At 75.3% G+C, this 15,921-nt stretch carries 12 protein-coding genes (1 of these 12 only partly in view); 1 reads left to right on the top strand and 11 read right to left on the bottom strand.

The genetic code is table 11. From position 1 onward, the window contains the following. The first annotated feature begins 32 nt into the window (after positions 1-32). Complete coding sequence (locus tag ACGF15_RS13890) at positions 33-428, top strand: VOC family protein (RefSeq protein ID WP_345611908.1); 396 nt, start codon at positions 33-35, stop codon at positions 426-428. An 84-nt stretch (positions 429-512) separates the two neighbouring features. On the opposite strand, the gene ACGF15_RS13885 is transcribed toward ACGF15_RS13890, so the two are convergent. The 11 genes from ACGF15_RS13885 to ACGF15_RS13835 form a co-directional block, all read right to left on the bottom strand. Then, positions 513-1,754, bottom strand: a complete 1,242-nt coding sequence (locus ACGF15_RS13885; protein WP_345611911.1) for a cytochrome P450 — start codon at positions 1,752-1,754, stop codon at positions 513-515. A gap of 76 nt (positions 1,755-1,830) precedes the next feature. Next, complete coding sequence (locus ACGF15_RS13880) at positions 1,831-3,024, bottom strand: cytochrome P450 (RefSeq protein WP_345611913.1); 1,194 nt, start codon at positions 3,022-3,024, stop codon at positions 1,831-1,833. Positions 3,025-3,151: 127 nt separating this feature from the next. Next, positions 3,152-3,553, bottom strand: a complete 402-nt coding sequence (locus ACGF15_RS13875; protein ID WP_345611915.1) for a DUF3224 domain-containing protein — start codon at positions 3,551-3,553, stop codon at positions 3,152-3,154. Between the two features lie 130 nt (positions 3,554-3,683). Then, positions 3,684-4,055 carry a nuclear transport factor 2 family protein gene (locus tag ACGF15_RS13870; RefSeq protein WP_345611917.1) on the bottom strand — a complete coding sequence of 124 codons (372 nt, stop codon included), beginning with the start codon at positions 4,053-4,055 and terminating at the stop codon, positions 3,684-3,686. Positions 4,056-4,130: 75 nt separating this feature from the next. Next, positions 4,131-4,877: an alpha/beta fold hydrolase gene (locus ACGF15_RS13865; RefSeq protein ID WP_345611919.1), complete on the bottom strand. Its 747-nt coding sequence runs from the start codon at positions 4,875-4,877 to the stop codon at positions 4,131-4,133. Between the two features lie 68 nt (positions 4,878-4,945). Continuing rightward, complete coding sequence (locus ACGF15_RS13860; protein WP_362615123.1) at positions 4,946-6,223, bottom strand: beta-ketoacyl synthase N-terminal-like domain-containing protein; 1,278 nt, start codon at positions 6,221-6,223, stop codon at positions 4,946-4,948. Then, complete coding sequence (locus tag ACGF15_RS13855; RefSeq protein WP_392798751.1) at positions 6,220-6,585, bottom strand: phosphopantetheine-binding protein; 366 nt, start codon at positions 6,583-6,585, stop codon at positions 6,220-6,222. The genes ACGF15_RS13860 and ACGF15_RS13855 overlap by 4 nt, the downstream gene beginning before the upstream one ends. Before the next feature lie 11 nt (positions 6,586-6,596). Then, the gene (locus ACGF15_RS13850; protein WP_392798748.1) at positions 6,597-7,844 is read right to left on the bottom strand and encodes a hydroxymethylglutaryl-CoA synthase family protein; all 1,248 of its coding nucleotides are present in this window, start codon (positions 7,842-7,844) and stop codon (positions 6,597-6,599) included. Beyond that, on the bottom strand, positions 7,841-8,146 hold the full coding sequence (locus ACGF15_RS13845; RefSeq protein WP_345611932.1) for an acyl carrier protein: 306 nt from the start codon (positions 8,144-8,146) through the stop codon (positions 7,841-7,843). Before ACGF15_RS13845 ends, ACGF15_RS13850 begins: the two co-directional genes overlap by 4 nt. Beyond that, positions 8,143-9,144 (bottom strand): LnmK family bifunctional acyltransferase/decarboxylase, encoded by a 1,002-nt coding sequence (locus tag ACGF15_RS13840; RefSeq protein WP_392798745.1) that lies wholly within the window; start codon positions 9,142-9,144, stop codon positions 8,143-8,145. The genes ACGF15_RS13845 and ACGF15_RS13840 overlap by 4 nt, the downstream gene beginning before the upstream one ends. Further along, a protein-coding gene (locus tag ACGF15_RS13835; protein ID WP_392798742.1) for an SDR family NAD(P)-dependent oxidoreductase crosses the window boundary here: on the bottom strand, positions 9,141-15,921 show its 3' end. The gene runs 13,307 nt beyond the window's last position; the window shows 6,781 of its 20,088 coding nt (coding positions 13,308-20,088); the start codon falls outside the window, past its right edge; its stop codon occupies positions 9,141-9,143. The genes ACGF15_RS13840 and ACGF15_RS13835 overlap by 4 nt, the downstream gene beginning before the upstream one ends.

The raw sequence follows: 15,921 nt of genomic DNA, 5'->3' as shown, positions 1-15,921 counted from the left end.
GCGGGACGGAGCGCGATCCGTACGCTGCGGGCATGGCAGCCATCCCATATGTGAAGTACGAGAATGTGGCCCGCGCTCTCGAGTGGCTCTCCGCAGCGTTCGGGTTCACGGAGGAACGGCGCTACGCCCACGACGACGGCGCGGTCTTCCACGCCGAGATGCTGACCCCGCAGGGCGACCCGGTGTACCTCGCCGGGCCGGGCGGGGACTACCGCTCGCCCGGCGCCACCGGCCATCGCAGCGCCATGGCCTCCATCGACGTCGAGGACGTGGAAGCGGTCTTCGCGCGCGCCGGGAAGGCGGGGGCCACGGTGGCCTTCCCGCCGACGGACACCCCGCAGGGCCTGCGGGTGTGCAAGGTCGAGGACCACGAGGGGCACGAGTGGTTCTTCAGCCAGCGGCTGAAGGAGGCCGGGGACGCCGCCTGAGGTCGCTCCGCTCCCGGCAGGGGCGGGCGGCCGGGACGAGGAACGTCCCGGCCGCCCGCCCCTGCCGTCGTGGCGGTGCGGTCGTCACCAGGTGACCGGAAGGGCCTCCAGGCTGTGGATGACGACGTTCTTCTTCCACGGCAGCCGGTCCTCCGGCGCCCCGAGCGCCAGCCCGGGGAAGCGGCGCAGCAGGGTCGCGATGCCCACCTGCAGCTCCAGCCGGGCCAGCTGCGCTCCGACGCAGTGGTGGATCCCGTGCCCGAAGGTCGTGTGGGACTGCGGTTTCCGGGTGATGTCGAAGCGGTCCGGGTCGTCCCACTGGGCCGGGTCCCTGTTGGCCGCGTTGGTGACGGCGATGACCCCCTCCCCCGCGCGGATCAGCTCCCCGCCCAGCTCCACGTCCTCGGTGGCCACCCGCATCAGACCGCCGGCCGCCCCGCCCGGGATGTAGCGCAGCAGCTCCTCGACGGCGTCCCCGATCCGCTCCGGCTCCCCGCGCAGCAGCCGCAGCTGCTCCGGGTGGCGCAGCAGCACCAGCACCGAGTTGGCCAGCCGGTTGGCGGTGGTCTCGTAGCCGGCGACGATCAGCCCGCCGGCGAAGGAGACCAGCTCGCGCTCGGTGAGCCGGTCGTCCTCGTCCCGGGCCGCGATCAGCACGCCGAGCAGGTCGTCGGTGGGTGCGGCGCGGCGCCCCTGGACCATGGCCGCCAGATAGCCGATCAGCGCCTCGCGGGCGGCGATCGCCTCGCCGAGCGCGTCGGCCGAGGTCCGGAACATGGTGTCCGACCACTCCCGGAAGCGGTCCTGATCCGACCGGGGGACCCCGAGCAGATCGCAGATGGTGATGATCGGCAGCGGCGCGGAGAGCCCGGACACCAGGTCGCCCTCACGCCCGCCGGCCTCCATCGCGTCCAGCAGCTCGTCGGTGGTCCGCTGGATGCCCTCCCGCATGCCGGCGATCCGCCGGGCGGTGAAGGCCGGGGCGACGAGCTTGCGCAGGCGCGTGTGGTCCGGCGGGTCCTTGCTGACGATGGAGTCCGGGTCCGCCTCCACACCGGGCATCAGCCGGGGCGCCCCCTCCCGGGTGGCCGCCTGGCGGCTGAACCGGGCGTCGTGGAAGACCGTGCGCACGTCCTCGAAGCGGGTGACGATCCAGGCGGTGTCCCCGCTGGGCAGGGTGACGCGGCTGACCGGGCGGTCGGCGCGGAGCAGGGCGTACTCCGGCGACGGATCGAGCGCGGAACGGATGGGGAAGGGGAAGGGCGGCGGGACGCCGGCCCCCGGGGCACCGCTCTCCGGCGGCGGTGTGGTGGGCGTCTGCGTCATCGGGACTCCTTCGCGGATGGGGACGGGTGGGCGGATCCCGGTGGCCCCGGGCCGCGCCTGTGGGCGCGGGAGCGGGCTACCAGGCGACCGGGAGCCGGTGCACGCCGTGGACGAACATGTCCGTGCGGAAGGGCACCTCGCCCAGGGGAACGGCCAGGCGCAGACCGGGCGCGCGGCGGAACAGCGCCGGCCAGAGCACCTGGAGCTGGAGCCGCGCCAGTCGCTGCCCCAGGCACTGGTGCAGCCCGTAGCCGAACGCCAGGTGGTCGCGCGGCGGGCGGTGCGGGTCCAGCCGGTCGGGCTCGGGGAAGACCGCGGGGTCGCGGTTGGCGGAGGAGACGACGACCACCACGCCCTCCCCGGCCCGGATGGTCCGCCCGCCGACCTCGCAGTCCTCGGTGGCGACACGGCGCAGTCCGTAGTCGATGACCGTCTGGTGCCGCAGCAGCTCCTCGACGACGAGGGGCGCCTCTCCCGGATCCCGGCGCAGCCCCTCGGCGAGGCCCGGGTCGAGGAGCAGCATCAGCGTGCCGATGCCGATCTGGTTGGCGATGGTCTCGAAGCCGGCGATCATCAGCAGGGTGACGATGCCGACGACCTCGTCCTCGGTGACCTCGCTCCGGTCCCGGCGCAGCACCAGTCGGCTGATCAGGTCGTCCCCGGGGCGGGCCGCCCGCTCGGCGGTCAGCCGCTGCAGATATCCGCGGAGTTCGTCGCGGACGACCTGGCGCCGGTCGGGCGCGGCGGACTGGTCGCCGATGACCTGGGTGCACCGCTGGAAGAAGTCCCGGTCGCCGTAGGGGACGCCCAGCAGCTCGCAGACGACCAGGGTGGGCAGCGGGAGGGCGAGGGCCTGGACCAGGTCGGCGGGGGCGGGCCCGCCCAGCATCTCGTCCAGCAGCCCCTCCACGATGCCTTCGAGGGCGGGGCGCAGCCGCTCGACCGGCCTGCGCTTGAACTCGTCCACGATGGCGCGGCGCAGCCGGGTGTGGTCCGGCGGGTCCATGCGGATGAAGGTGCCCGGCCCCGGAGGCCGTACGGTCATCCGGGCGGGGAAGCCCTCCCTGGAGAAGTCCGAGCTGAAGCGCGGGTCGGACAGCACCGCGCAGGCGTCCGCGTGACGGGTGATCAGCCAGACGTCGCTGCCGTCGAAGTCCAGACGGGAGGGCGCCACGGGGCACGCCTCGCGCAGCCGGGCGTACTGCGGCGCGGGGTGCAGCGGGTCGGTACGCGGTACGGGGTAGGAGTCCGGTGGCGAGAGGGATTCCACGGGCGCGTCCTCCGGTGTGCGACAACGACGGCTGCGGGCCGGTGGGGCCCGGCCGCAGCCATCGTCGTCGGCGCACACGCGGTGGGTCTGCTCAATTGTGTGCGGGCCCTTCCGGGCCCGCGCCGGATCACTCGAAGGAGTACTCCAGGCGGTAGGAGGCGTTTCCGGCCTCCTCGTGGGTGGCGGTGAAGCCGCCGGAGCCCGTCAGGCCGGCGAGTTCACCGGTGCCGGATCCCTTCACCACCTGCCAGGTGACGGTGGCGGTGTCACCGGTCAGCTCCCCGGTGTGCTGGAGGACGAAGCTTCCGCTGCGCCCCCCGACACGGCCGGTGACCTGCTCCATTCCGACGAAGGTGTTGGTGTCGTCGGCGCGGTAGAACATCACGTACTCCTGGACGGCCTCGCCCTCGATGTCGCCCTCGTAGCGGTAGGCGATGGCGGAACGGGTCAGCTTCACCCCGTCGGCCTTGGCGAAGTCCTCCTCGTCCCAGCTGGAGAGGACGCGTGTTCCGGTGGCGATGGTGCTCATGTTCCTGGCCCTTTCGCGGACGGGTCCTGACGGTGCCTCGACGGCCGGCGGCGGGGCCGGGTGCCAGGGCCCCCGGGGTACCGGGCCGGGACCCGGAGGCCACGCCGAAGCCGGACCCAGCATGCCGGTTCTAGGAGTCCTGGGTGAACCATTCGCGCATTCCCCCCTCGATTCCGGCCACCTGCCGCCAGATGACCCCGTCCCTGAGCACATAGGCGCCGAAGCCGATCTCCTGCTCGCCCCTGACGCTCATCTCCGCGCGCATGAAGATGGTGTCGTCGGTGTGGGTGTACTCCAGCAGCCGCTCGTAGCGGGCCTGGATGTGCATATAGCGACCGAAGGTCTCCTTGATCTCGGTGCTGCCGCGGAGTATCCCCTGGAAGCGGATCACCTCGGCCTCGGGGTGGTACGTCTCCATCAGCCCGTCGATGTCGGCGCGCTGCAGGCAGTCGATCTGCCTGACGAAGACCGGGTGGCAGTGCGACAGGTCCAGTTCTGACATGGTGTTCCTCTCCTGGCGGTGGGTGCGTCGTGCGGTGCGACGTGCGGTCGTGCGGTGCGGTCGTGCGGTGCGGCGCTAGGGACGGGCCGCGGTGAGTACCGGGCGGATCAGCGCCGTCAGTGCCGCGGGATCCTCCCGGAGGTAGAAGTGGCCGCCGGGCAGCACCCGCAGCCGGAACGGCCCCCGGGTGGTGTCCCGCCAGGCCGCCATCTCGTCCGGTGCCACCTGGGGGTCCCGGTCCCCGGCGAAGGCCGAGACCGGGCAGTCCAGCACCCCCCGGGCCCGGGGCACATAGGTCTCGTTCAGCTCGAAGTCCGCCCGCAGGCCGGGCAGGAAGGCGCGCAGCAGCCCGGGCTGGGCGATCACATCGGCGGGGGTGCCGCCCATCTCCGCGACCACCCGCAGGAACTCGCCCTCGGCGAGCCGGTGCACCGGGGCCTGCCGGGACGGCAGATGGGGAGCGCGGCGGGCGGAGACCAGCAGGTGCTCCGGCCGGGGGCCGCCGCACAGCGCCAGCTCCCGGGCCGTCTCGTAGGCGACGACCGCGCCGAGGCTGTGGCCGAAGAAGGCGAACGGGCGGTCCAGCAGCGGCAGCAGGCCCGCGCACAGCGGCCCGAGCAGCTCGTCCATCCGCCGGACGGGGGGTTCGCGGAGCCTGGCCTCGCGACCGGGCAGCAGCACCGGCCGGACGTCCACCCCGGTGCCGAAGGCGCCGCGCCACTCCCGGAAGGCGGACGACCCGCCCCCGGCGTGGGCGAAGCAGAACAGCCGGAAGGCGGCATCGGGCGCCGCCTGCGGTCCCGGCGTCCAGGGACTGCGCACGGTCCGTCCACCTCCGGGGCCCGGCGGGCCGGGGTCGAGGTCCGGTGCGTGCCCGGAGACGGGCCCGCTCACCGCGGATCCCGGCTGAACAGCAGGCTGCCGGCGATGCCCCCGAACCCGAAGGAGTTGGACACCGCGTAGGGAAGGTCGGCGGTCTCGGCGACGGCGCCGGACAGCCGCAGCCCGGTGCCGGCGAGCGGCCGGGTCAGTCCGGGGTTCGGGTGCACGAAGCCCTCGCGCATCTGCACCACCGTGGCGACCGCCTCCACCACCCCGGCGGCATGCAGGCAGTGGCCGGTGAGGGACTTGGTGGCGTTGACCCAGGGCGCGTCCGCACCCTCCCCGAACACCCGGCGCAGCGCCGCCGCCTCGGTGCTGTCCCCGAGCGGGGTCCCGGTGGCGTGCGCGCTGACATAGCGGACCTCCCCGGGCTCCCGTCCGGCGGTGCGCAGCGCCTCCGTCATGACCGCGGCCGCGATCCGCTCGTCCGGGCGGGCGAGCGCGGTGGCGCCCAGCCGCAGCCCGTATCCCTCGACGGCGGCCAGGGGCGGCACCGAGCGCCGGGCCGCGGACCGGGGGCTCTCCAGCACCAGGGCGGCGCAGCCTTCTCCGGGCAGGAATCCCCGGGCCCGCCGGTCGAAGGGCGGCCCCGGGGGCTCGGTCCCGGGTACCGCGCCGGTCGCCATGGCCCCGAGGTTGACCAGCGCCTGCCGCTCCAGGGCCGTGAGCGGACTGAGCGCGCCCACGACCAGGCAGACGTCCGCCTCTCCCATCGCCAGCATCCGTACGGCGGAGATCAGCCCCACCGTGCCGCTCGCGGAGGCGCCGCCGACCGTGCAGCCGGGGCCGGTGGTCCCCAGGACCTCGCTGAGCGTGCCCAGATGGTCGGTGTCCAGCAGACGCAGGGCCGCGCTGGCGGGGACGTGCCCGCGTCCGGCCGCCGCCCTGGGCCGGACCTGCTCGGCGTAGCCGCCGGTCAGGTTGTGCCCGGCGACGACCAGCGCCACCCGGTCCTCCGGCGCCGGGGTGCGGTGCAGACCGGCGCCGCACCAGGCCTCCAGCGCGGTCAGCACCGCCGCGCGGACCTCACGCGGCGCGCGGGCGGCGGCCCGGCGGGCGCGGCGGCCGAGCTCCGCGGGGAGCTCCGCCGGCAGCCGGTCCAGGTCCTCGGCCGAGTCCGGGAGCCGGGCCAGACCCGCCGGATCACCGGGCCCGGCGCCTTCGGTGAGGGCGATGCCGCACCGGCCCTCCCGCAGGGCGGCCGCGAACTGCGCCGGCCCGGTGGCCACCGCGGTGCGCACACCGGCGCCGGTGACCAGGGCGCGGCGGGCGGGCCGTCGGGTCACCGGTGCCTGCTCAGGGTGGCGACCAGCGCACCGATCGTCGGCAGGCCCTGGAACTCGGCCACCGGGACGGACAGGTCCAGCTCCTCCAGGACCAGGGTCACGACATCGGCCCGGTCCACGCTGTTGCAGCCGAGGTCCACCATCGACGCTTCGGGGGTGATCTCCTCGGCCGGGATCTCCGGCACCACCTCCAGGATGCTGCGGCGGACGGCTTCGAAGACCTCCGCCCCGGGGACGGGCGGACCGGGGGCGGTGGGCTCGCTCGCGGGCCCGCCCGCCGGCCCGGACGTGTGCCCGGTCGCGGGCCCGGTGGTGTGCTCGGTCGTGTGCCCGGTGGTGTGCTCGGTCGTGTGCTCGCTCATGGCGCGGTCCCTCAACTCCAGGCGTAGGTACGGTGGTAGTCGGTCACCCCGGTGTGCACCAGCAGGTCCCCGGCGCGCTCCCCGGAATCGAGGTAGTCCTCCCAGAGTTCCCAGGTCACCTCGCGGTTCCGTTCCGGCACCAGGCAGGAACGGGTCACCTTCAGCAGGCGGGTGTACTCGGCGAAGTCGATGGTCCGGCGGGCGGCCAGCCGCTCCCCGATCCGCATCCGGCGCACCGCCCGGGCCGACTCCCCGGTGACCACCCCGCTGAAGAACTCGGAGGCGCAGCCGGAGCCGTAGGAGAACAGGCCCACCCGTTCCGGACGGACGCAGGGCGCGGCGTCCAGCGAGGAGGCCAGCGCCAGATACACCGATCCGGAGCACAGGTTGCCGACCTGCCGCGGATAGGCCAGCGAGGGCGCCACCCGGCGGTCGAAGTCCGCCCCCGCGTCCTGGGGGCTCAGGGACGTCCAGTCCCGCGTCATCTTCCGGTGCGCGGAGCGGACCAGTCCGGCGAACGGGGTGTGCAGCGCCAGCCGGTCGAAGGTGGCGCCGAAGTCGGCGCCCTCCACCCGGTCCGCGTAGTCGGCGAAGCTGCGGTCAAGGCAGTCCAGATAGGCGAAGAGGGAGCGGTCCGCGTCCGCGACGTCCTGGTCCGGAGCCGGGCGGGCCGAATCCAGGGTCTCGTAGCTGTGCAGCCCGAACGCCCCGGGGTCGAGGGTGAGCACCTGCGGTTCGTCGCCGACGAGCAGGGCGACCGCGCCGTGGCCGGTGGCCGGTTCCGCGTACTGGGCGTAGGCGTCCACCACGGCCACGTCGGTGGCGATCACCAGGGCCTTGGCCCCGGGCGAGAGGCCGGAGGCGACATAGCCGGCGGCGAGCTGGAGTGCGCCGGTCGCCGCGTAGCACGCCTGCTTGGCCTCCATGACGCGGCAGGTCGCCGGCAGCCCCAGGTAGTGGTGCACATAGGAGGCGACGGACTTGCTGTAGTCCACGCCCGACTCGGTGGAGGTGACCAGCAGCTCCACACGGGCCCGCTCCGGTGGCGCGAGCGCGTCCAGCAGCGGTTTGGCGGCGTTGACGGCGTTGGTCACCGGGTCCTCGCAGGGCAGCCCCACCGAGCGGCGGTCGAGCATGAGGTTGCCCTGCCGGGCCGGGTCCAGGCCGCGTCCGGCGAACAGGTCGGCCACCTCGATGGCGGCCAGCCCCGCGTAGACGTTCAGCGCCTCGATGCCGACGGCGGGCGCGGCGGCCGTCATGCCGTCCGCCGCGACCGGTCCAGGCAGTCGGCGAGGAACCCGACCAGCGCGCCGATGTCGGGGATGTCGCTGAACCGCCCCATGGGGACGTCGAGACCGAGCCGTGCGGTGACCCCGGCGATGATCTCCACCCGGTCCACCGAGTCGGCTCCCAGGTCCTTCAGGTGCCGGGTGTGGACCACCTCCTGCGGCGGCAGCGCCGGCAGGATTCCGGCGATGACCTCGCGCAGCGCCCGGTCGGCCTCGGTCCTCGCGGCGTGCTCCGGCGGAGTCGCCGGGGGCATGCGTTCCGCTGCGGTCATCGTTCCTCCTGTGGGTTCGTGGGCACCAGCTGGGTGCAGACGGCGATCAGTTCCCGGGAGCCGGCGTCCCGCACCACCGCGTCCCAGACCTCCGCCGGGGGGCCGGAGACCGCGGCCCGCACCCGGACCGCGGTCTCCAGGCGGGTGCCGGGGTCGGCGTTGCCGAGGTAGCAGATCTGCTGGTCGGTCACCGCTCGGGCGAGGAAGTCCGGCTCCGCCCGGCCGAGGGCCCGCCAGCCGGCCAGGAGGGCGCGGTCGACGATGGTGAAGTAGGCCGCGAAGTAGACCAGTCCGACGCCGTTGAGGTCGCTGACGGGATCGATGGTGTGCGTGGCGGTCAGGTCCTCGGCCACCACCCGGCAGCTCCGCTCCGGGTCGTCCAGGAAGGTCAGCAGCGAGCGCGCCCGGCCGTAGGCGAGACGCGGCGAGTAGCGTTCGGGCAGCCGGGGCAGATGGCCGTGGCGGAATCCCGGCGGCGACGCCCTGTCCAGCCCGCGGTTGCTGCCGGCCCGCCCGCGCGAGACCCAGCGGTTGAAGGTCTCGGCGTGCAGGCAGCCGGGGGGCGGCGGCGCGTAGAAGTCGTCCGGCTCCAGGGCCGGTGGCAGCGCCGGCGCCCGGGACGCGTCGGAGATCCGGTGCACGGTGTGCACGGACTCGCTGCCGAAGCCGAACACCCGCGAGAGGATGTCCAGCCGGTCGCCGAAGCCCGGGCTGCGCAGGTGGTAGCCGAGGCTGCCGCGCACCCGGTAGTAGAAGAACGAGAGGTAGGCGGGGTCCCCGGACTCGTTGCGGGCGCGCAGCACGTCCAGCTCGCACACGTCCGCGACGGTCTCCCAGGTCCAGTCCCCGATGCGGCCCAGCAGCAGGGCCGAGGGCCCGCACATGCCCGGGGTGACCACGCGTCGGCGGCGTACCGTGGCGGCGTCCACCCGCTCCCGGTCCGGCCCGGGCGGCAGCGCGTCGCCGGCCGCCGGGACCGGAGCCGGTGCCGGGGTCATGACGCGGCGCCCTTCGCTCCGGCGGTGCGACGGGCGGCGGCCCGCGCGGTGTCCTGTGCGGCGGCCCGCGCGGTGTCCTGTGCGGCCGTGAACTCGGTCAGGATCCGGCCGAAGCGCTCGGCCCGGGTGAGGCTGGGGAAGTGCCCGGCGTCCGGGAACTCGTGGAAGCGGACGTCCGGCAGCAGGCCGTGGAGGAGATGGGCGGTCTTCAGCGGCACCACCGTGTCGTGCCGGCCGTGCACGATCAGCGTCGGGGTGCGCAGCCCCTCCAGGCGGGGCAGCAGATCGGGCGCGGCCTCGAACTCGTCGAGGTAGCGCAGCCCGGTCTTCGGGTCCAGGCTCTCGCAGCGCAGCAGCAGTTCCTCCAGCCGTTCGCGGTCCGCCGCGGTCTCCTCCGTGCCCGGCTGGTCCAGCAGCCGGTCGAAGTCCTCCCGGGCGACCAGGGACAGGCGGTTCATCTCCCCGCGCCGGTTCCCCACCTTGTAGGAACCGCCGACGAGCGTGAGCGAGGCGGTCTCCTGCGGGTTCCGCAGCGCGAAGGACATCGCCGGCAGTGCGCCGAAGGACGCGCCCGCCAGATGCACCGGGCCCTCCACCCCGAGCCCCGCCAGGGCGTGGCGCAGCTGGTCGGCGAGCCCCTCGACGGAGAGGTCGGATGCCGCGGTGGTGTCCCCCACCCCGGGGTGGTGCACGCAGATCACCCGGTGGCGGTCGGCGAGTCCGGCGAACTGCGGCGCGAAGAAGCCGGCCCCGACGTTGAAGAGATGGAGCAGCACCAGAGGCGTCCCGGACCCCGCGGTGAACGCCTCCACCTGCCCGCCCGGGGCCGGGAGGAGATGCCGCTCGACCGCGGGCTGGTGGGTGCGCAGCACGGCGTGGTTCTCGCTCCGGGGCCGGTGCCGCTCCTCCATCGCCGTCCGCACGTCGTCGGGCAGCCGGTCCGCCGGGTAGTAGCTGCCGTCCGGCGCCTGGACGGGGGCGTCCCCGGGTGCGGCGGAGGGCTCGACGGGCACCAGGTCGGGGACGGGCTGCGGGGCGGCCCCCAGCCGGGCGATGCGGCGGCCCGCCTCCCGTGCCGCGGCGGCCGGAAGCCCCACCGGGACCGCGAGCCGCAGCGGAACACCGCCTCCGGAGCCGCCGGCCAGGTGCGGGGCCGCCCGGACGCCGGTGGTGCGGTACAGCCAGGCGAGCCAGCTGGGCCCCGGGTGGCGCAGCGGCCCCGTGGTGGCCATGCGGGCGACGTCCAGCAACACCGCGTGGGCGCCGGGGTGCTCCGGCACGGGCAGTCCGGCGTCCCGCAGCTCCTGCCACAGGGCCCGTACGGCCTCCCGGCGTGCCGTCACCCGCTCGGCGGTCCCGGAGCGGTCGGCGATCGCCTCGGCGATCAGACGGCGCTGGGCCGCACCGGCCTCCGAGCCGCGGAGCCGGATGTCCTCGCGGATGGCGGCGAACAGCTCCGGGTCACTGGTGGCCACCAGTCCGCCGCAGTCGATCCCGAAGTCCTTGGAGAGGCTGAGGGTGACGGCGTGGGCCAGGCCCAGGAACTCCTCCGCGATGTCCCACAGCGGGCGTCCGCGCTGCCCCGGCTCGTGGTCGGCGACGGCCGCGGCGTTCTCCGGCAGCCGGGTGGCGTCCAGGACCAGCGGAACGCCGTGCGCGTCCGCCGTGTCCCGCACCCGGCGCAGTCCGGCCAGCGACAGCGGCGCCCCGCCCGCCGCGTTGGGGCTGGCCTCCACGCAGAGGAAGGACACCTCCCCGGCGTGCGCGGCCAGTTCGCGGCCGAGTGCCCCGGTGTCCAGGTCCGCGTGGAACGGCGAACCGGGGTCCGCGGGCGGCGCGGTGGGCACGGTCAGCGGGGTGTACCCGTGCTCCAGCAGGTTCAGCCCCCAGGTGGGGAAGAGGTCGTTGCGGGCCACCAGGCCGCGCGGGCCGGGCCAGGCGCGGCACAGCAGCGCCTCCGCCGAGCGCCCCTGGCCGGTGGCCACCGCGTGCGCGAACGGCGGGTAGGCCAGCTCTCCGGGGGCCGGGGCGACGCGGGTGGCGGCGCGGCGCCGGAGCGCGGCCACGGCCTCGGCCACCACGGGGGTGTCGAGCTCCGCCCAGGAGTCGGTGACCAGGTCGAACTCGGCCTCGTGGGAGGGGATGCGCAAGGGGTTGTACCCGGCGGCGGCGAGCCGTCGCTCCCGGGCGGCGACGGCGTGCTCGTCCTCTCGGGGCTCTGCGGGCTCTGCGGGCTCTGCGGGCGGGACCGTGCCGGCCGCCGGCGCCGGGTCGGTCCGCCGGGCCTCGTCCGGATCCGCCACATCGGGGTCGGCGATCATCAGGATGATCTCGGAGACGTCCGTGGGGTCCGCGTCGGCGGGCCGGCACAGGTACAGCGGCAGGTTCACGGGCCGGAACTTGTTCTTGAAGCGGAAGTTGCCCTCGCCCGTGAAGACGCCCCGCGAGCGCAGGTCGGCCAGGGCCTGCTCGGCCACCGGATCCGCGTTGGCCGAGGAGTCGAGCCGCACCCCGAAGCTGGCCCCGAAGCTGAACAGCGTCCATCCCTCGTCGGCCAGCAGCCGGATGATGTGGACGAGGGTGAACTCCAGCCCGCCCGGTGGCATCGACTCGGCGTAGAACTCCAGGTCGAGCAGATGGCCGGGCTCCGAGGGGATCCGGGTGATGATCACCGCGCTGTGCAGGGTGCCCTCGGCCCAGGTGAGGAAGAGACGGTGGCGCTCGCCCAGTTCGCCACGCCGCAGCTCGTCGCGCACCGTGGTGACATAGGGGTTGACGGCGTTCCCGGCGGCCTCCTTGCGGGCGCGCCACTGGTCGACCAGGGCCACGATCTCGGCGTCGGTGTCCGGGTCGGCGCCCGTCGTGTACTCCACGGTGCGGGTGCCCGGCCGGCGCCCGAACCTGCCCACCAGGTGACGCAGCCGCTGCATCCGGCCGCCCTCCAGGGAGAACTCCCGGATGTCCTCCAGCCGCTGCACCACACCGAAGGGTGTGGCCGTGCAGGGGACCCCCTGTGCGTCCTCCAGCCGCACCATGGAGAGCTGGTTGGGCTTCAGCCCGTGCGCGCGGGCGTGCTCGAACCACTCCCGGGTCAGTTCGGGCAGGTCGTCCGGGGAGCCCACATAGCTCCAGGCGAGCAGGGAGCCGTTCCGCTGGGAGAAGTGGAAGTAGGCCCTGCGGTGGGAGCCGAGGAAGAGGAAGGGCGCGATGTCGCGTCCGGGCAGCCCGCCTTCCTTGGCATGCCGCCGGTCGAGTTCCGCGACGAGCGCGGCGTCCTCTGCCCGCCCGGGCAGGTCCCGCTTGGCGACGACCAGCGGCCCGGGCCCGCCCGGGTCGCCCGGGAGTGCGGCATCGCCGGGGGAGGCGGGAGTGGGGGAGGCGGGGGCCGGTGACGTCCGGCGGCGTCCCGGAACCCGCCCGCCCAGATGCCGGGCGAGGTCCGCGACGGTGGGGTGGTCGAACAGCAGGGTCTTGCGCTGGGCCCCGAAGTCCCGTTCCAGTGCGCTGACGGCCCGGAGCATGTCGAAGGAGGTGAAGCCCTGCTCGGAGAAGGTGCGTCCGCCGTCCACGGGGTGGCCGAGGACCTCCGTCAGCAGCCGCAGCAGCTCCTCGGAGCCGGTGCCCGCACCGTCGCCGTCCACGGGTGCGGGTGACACGGGTGCGGGTGCCGGAGCGGCGGCCGGGGCGGCGGCCGGGGCCGGAGGCGGAGCGCCCAGGGCCTCGCGGACATGCGTGGTCAGCCGGGCCACCGTGTCCTGCTCGTAGAGCTCCACGGCCTTGAGGTCGATGCCGTAGGCCGTGTTGAGGGCCTGGGCCACGTCCATCCGGAAGACCGAGTCGAGGCCGAGGTCGGCGAAGGGCCGGTCGTGCGGTATCCCGTCCGCCGGGATGCCGAGCACGGCGGACAGCACCTCCAGGACCGTGCGGGTGATCCCGGCGTCGCCGGACGGGCCCGGGGCGGGCACCGGCGCGGGGACCGCTTCGGGCGCGCGCTCGGGCTCGGGCCGCCGGGCGGCGGCGGGAGGCGGCACGGCGTCGTCCGGCTCCGGTGCCGTCGGCAGCGGTGCCAGCCTGACCTTGCGGCCCCGGGGGCCGGAGCGGGACGGGGTCGGGGGGCGCATGTCTGTCTCGGCCTCCTGGCGGAACGGCGGCGTCGGCGTGGGTGCGGGGCGTGCGGGGTGTGCGGGCGAGGGGAGGACGGCCGGTGCGGGGCCGGCGTCCGTCGCGTCCGGCGGCTCCGGGAGCCAGTGGCGGGTCCGGGCCAGCGGGAAGACCGGCAGCGGGGTCCTGGGCGGCAGCGCCCCGTCCCACAGCCCGGGCCAGTCCACCGCCCCGCCCGCCACCCACTCCAGGGCCAGGCGCCGGGGGTCCCCGTACCCCTCGGCGGGGGGCGCGCCGGCCGAGGCACGGCCCCGGCACACGCCCTCCGGTGTGGGTCCGTCCGCCACGTCGGCGAGCGTCCGGGCCAGGCTCCCGAGGTCCTCCGCGACCACCGCCAGGCGCTCGGGCCACGGGTCACGGCCCGTCTGCAGCGTCCGCGCCACCGCGTCCAGGCCGGGCCGGTGCTCGGTGAGCCACCGGGCCAGGCGTCCGGCGTACGCGGTGAGCTGCCCGGCGGTGGGTGCCGAGAGCACGATGAGCCGGGGTGCATGCGGCGTCCGGGGGCGCGGTGCCGCCGGGGCGGACTCCAGCACCACATGGGCGTTGGTGCCGCCGAAGCCGAAGGAGCTGACCCCGGCCCGGCGCACCGGCTCCCCGTCCGGCCCGGGCACGGGGGCCCACGGCTCGGGCTCGGTGACGACCCGCAGCGGGGTGCCGTCGAAGCGGATGGCCGGGTTGAGCCGGTCCAGGTGCAGGGTGGGGGCGAGCCGCCCGTGCTCGAAGGAGAGCAGCACCTTGAGCACTCCGGCGATGCCCGCCGCCGCCTCCAGATGACCGATGTTGGTCTTCACCGAGCCCAGGGCCAGCCGGCCGCCGCCGTCGGGCACCTCGCGGCCCCGGGCGGCGTACAGGGCACGCAGGGCCTGGCGGATGCCCTCGGTCTCGACGGGATCGCCGAGGCCGGTGCCGGTGCCGTGCGTCTCCAGGTAGGTGAGGGTGTCGGGATCGGCCCCGGCGGCGAGATGGGCACGGACCAGCACATCGGCCTGGGCATCGGGCCGGGGCGCGGTGAGGGACCCCGCCCGGCCGCCGTGGCCCACGGCCGTGCCGCTGATCACGCCGTAGACGTGGTCCTTGTCGGCGAGCGCCCGGTCCAGTGGCTTGAGCAGGACGACGCCGCAGCCCTCGCCCCTGACATAGCCGTCCGCCGACGCGTCGAAGGTCTTGCACCGTCCGTCCGCGCTGAGCATCCCGGACTGCTGGAAGGCGCTGAACAGAGCCGGGCTGAGCAGCACGTTGACGCCGCCCGCCAGGGCCATCCCGCACTCGCCGGAGGCCAGGGCCCGGGCGGCGTGGTGCAGCGCCACCAGGGAGCTGGAGCAGGCGGTGTCCACGGACTCGCTGGGGCCGCGCAGGTCGAGGAGGTAGGAGACGCGGTTGGCGAGCACGGCGTGTGCCACTCCGGTGGCGGAGTGCGCGGCCACCGGTACGCCGCCGCGGGCGAGCAGGTCGGCGTAGTCGGAGGTCGAGACACCCGCGAACAGGCCGGTGTCGGTGCCGGCCAGCTCGGAGGGCCGGTACCCGGCGTCGGCGATCGCGTGCCAGGCCGTCTCCAGGAACAGCCGCTGCTGGGGGTCCATCAGCTCGGCCTCGCGGGGGGCGATGCCGAAGAACGCGGCATCGAAGCGGTCCACTCCGTCGATGAAGCCCGCCCGCCAGGGGGTGCCCCCGGGCCGGGCGAGCCCGGGACGGCTGCCGGGCGCCTCGGTCACCAGATGGCGCCCGGCGTCCAGGTGCCGCCAGAACTCCCGGACGTCGGCGGACCCCGGCAGCACTCCCGCGATGCCGATGACGGCGATCCGGTCCGGTGCGGTGCGTGCGCCGCCCGTGCCGCCGCCCGTGCCGCCGCCCGTGCCGCCGTGTGGAGCGTCGGCGGCGGCTGCAGGGGCGGGGGCGGGGGCGGCCTCGTCGGCCTCCGCGGGACCGGCGGCCGCGTCCTCCGCTTCCGGCCCGGCCGCACCCCGGCCCCCGGCGGCGGGGGCCGGCGCCCCGGCGTGGTGGTCCGCCAGATAGCGGGCGAAGGAGGCGAGGTCGGCGCACTCCAGCAGCACCGTCGGCAGCAGGTCGAGGCCATAGGTCTCGTTGACCTGGTTGATCAGCTCGGTGAGCGTGATGGAGTCGAAGCCGAGGTCCAGCAGGGGATGGTCGAGGTCCACGTCCCCGGGCTCCACCATCAGGAAGCCCGCGGCCATGGAGCGCAGTTCGCGTTCGGCCTCCGCCACCGGCCTCCGCTGCGGCGCGGGGGCCTCCTCGGCGGCCGTCGCCCGCGGCGACGGGCCGGGGGCCACGGGGAGGGAGGCGACGGGCGCGGGGGCAGCGGAGGGCGCGGGGGCGGGGGGCACGGGGGCGGGGGGCACGGGCGCCGCGGGGGCGGCCTCCTGCGGGGCAACCGCCGTGACGGCGAGGCAGGCGTCCTCGCCGGCCAGCGCGGCGTCGAAGGACCACAGCCCGTCGGCCGTGGCCAGCGGCACCATCCCCCACCGGCGTTCGAGCAGGGTGCGGGTGGCCTCGTCCACCGTCATGCCGCCGTCCTCCCACAGCGGCCAGCCCAGGGAGACGGTCCGGCCCGGCCGCAGGCCCGCCGCGCGGAGCCGCTCCCGGCGCTCGGCGAACTCG

It is taken from the genome of Streptomyces sp. NPDC048001 (assembly GCF_043203115.1).
GTDB classification, from domain to species: Bacteria; Actinomycetota; Actinomycetes; order Streptomycetales; family Streptomycetaceae; genus Streptomyces; species Streptomyces sanyensis.
This window is presented reverse-complemented; position numbering and strand designations above follow the sequence as displayed.

What these genes read in the sequence shown, in the direction of transcription:
- ACGF15_RS13870 (WP_345611917.1), bottom strand. Translation starts at nt 4,055, where the DNA reads ATGTCAGAACTGGACCTGTCGCACTGCCACCCGGTCTTCGTCAGGCAG.
- ACGF15_RS13875 (WP_345611915.1), bottom strand. Translation starts at nt 3,553, where the DNA reads ATGAGCACCATCGCCACCGGAACACGCGTCCTCTCCAGCTGGGACGAG.
- ACGF15_RS13850 (WP_392798748.1), bottom strand. Translation starts at nt 7,844, where the DNA reads ATGACGGCCGCCGCGCCCGCCGTCGGCATCGAGGCGCTGAACGTCTAC.
- ACGF15_RS13845 (WP_345611932.1), bottom strand. Translation starts at nt 8,146, where the DNA reads ATGACCGCAGCGGAACGCATGCCCCCGGCGACTCCGCCGGAGCACGCC.
- ACGF15_RS13885 (WP_345611911.1), bottom strand. Translation starts at nt 1,754, where the DNA reads ATGACGCAGACGCCCACCACACCGCCGCCGGAGAGCGGTGCCCCGGGG.
- ACGF15_RS13890 (WP_345611908.1), top strand. Translation starts at nt 33, where the DNA reads ATGGCAGCCATCCCATATGTGAAGTACGAGAATGTGGCCCGCGCTCTC.
- ACGF15_RS13840 (WP_392798745.1), bottom strand. Translation starts at nt 9,144, where the DNA reads ATGACCCCGGCACCGGCTCCGGTCCCGGCGGCCGGCGACGCGCTGCCG.
- ACGF15_RS13855 (WP_392798751.1), bottom strand. Translation starts at nt 6,585, where the DNA reads ATGAGCGAGCACACGACCGAGCACACCACCGGGCACACGACCGAGCAC.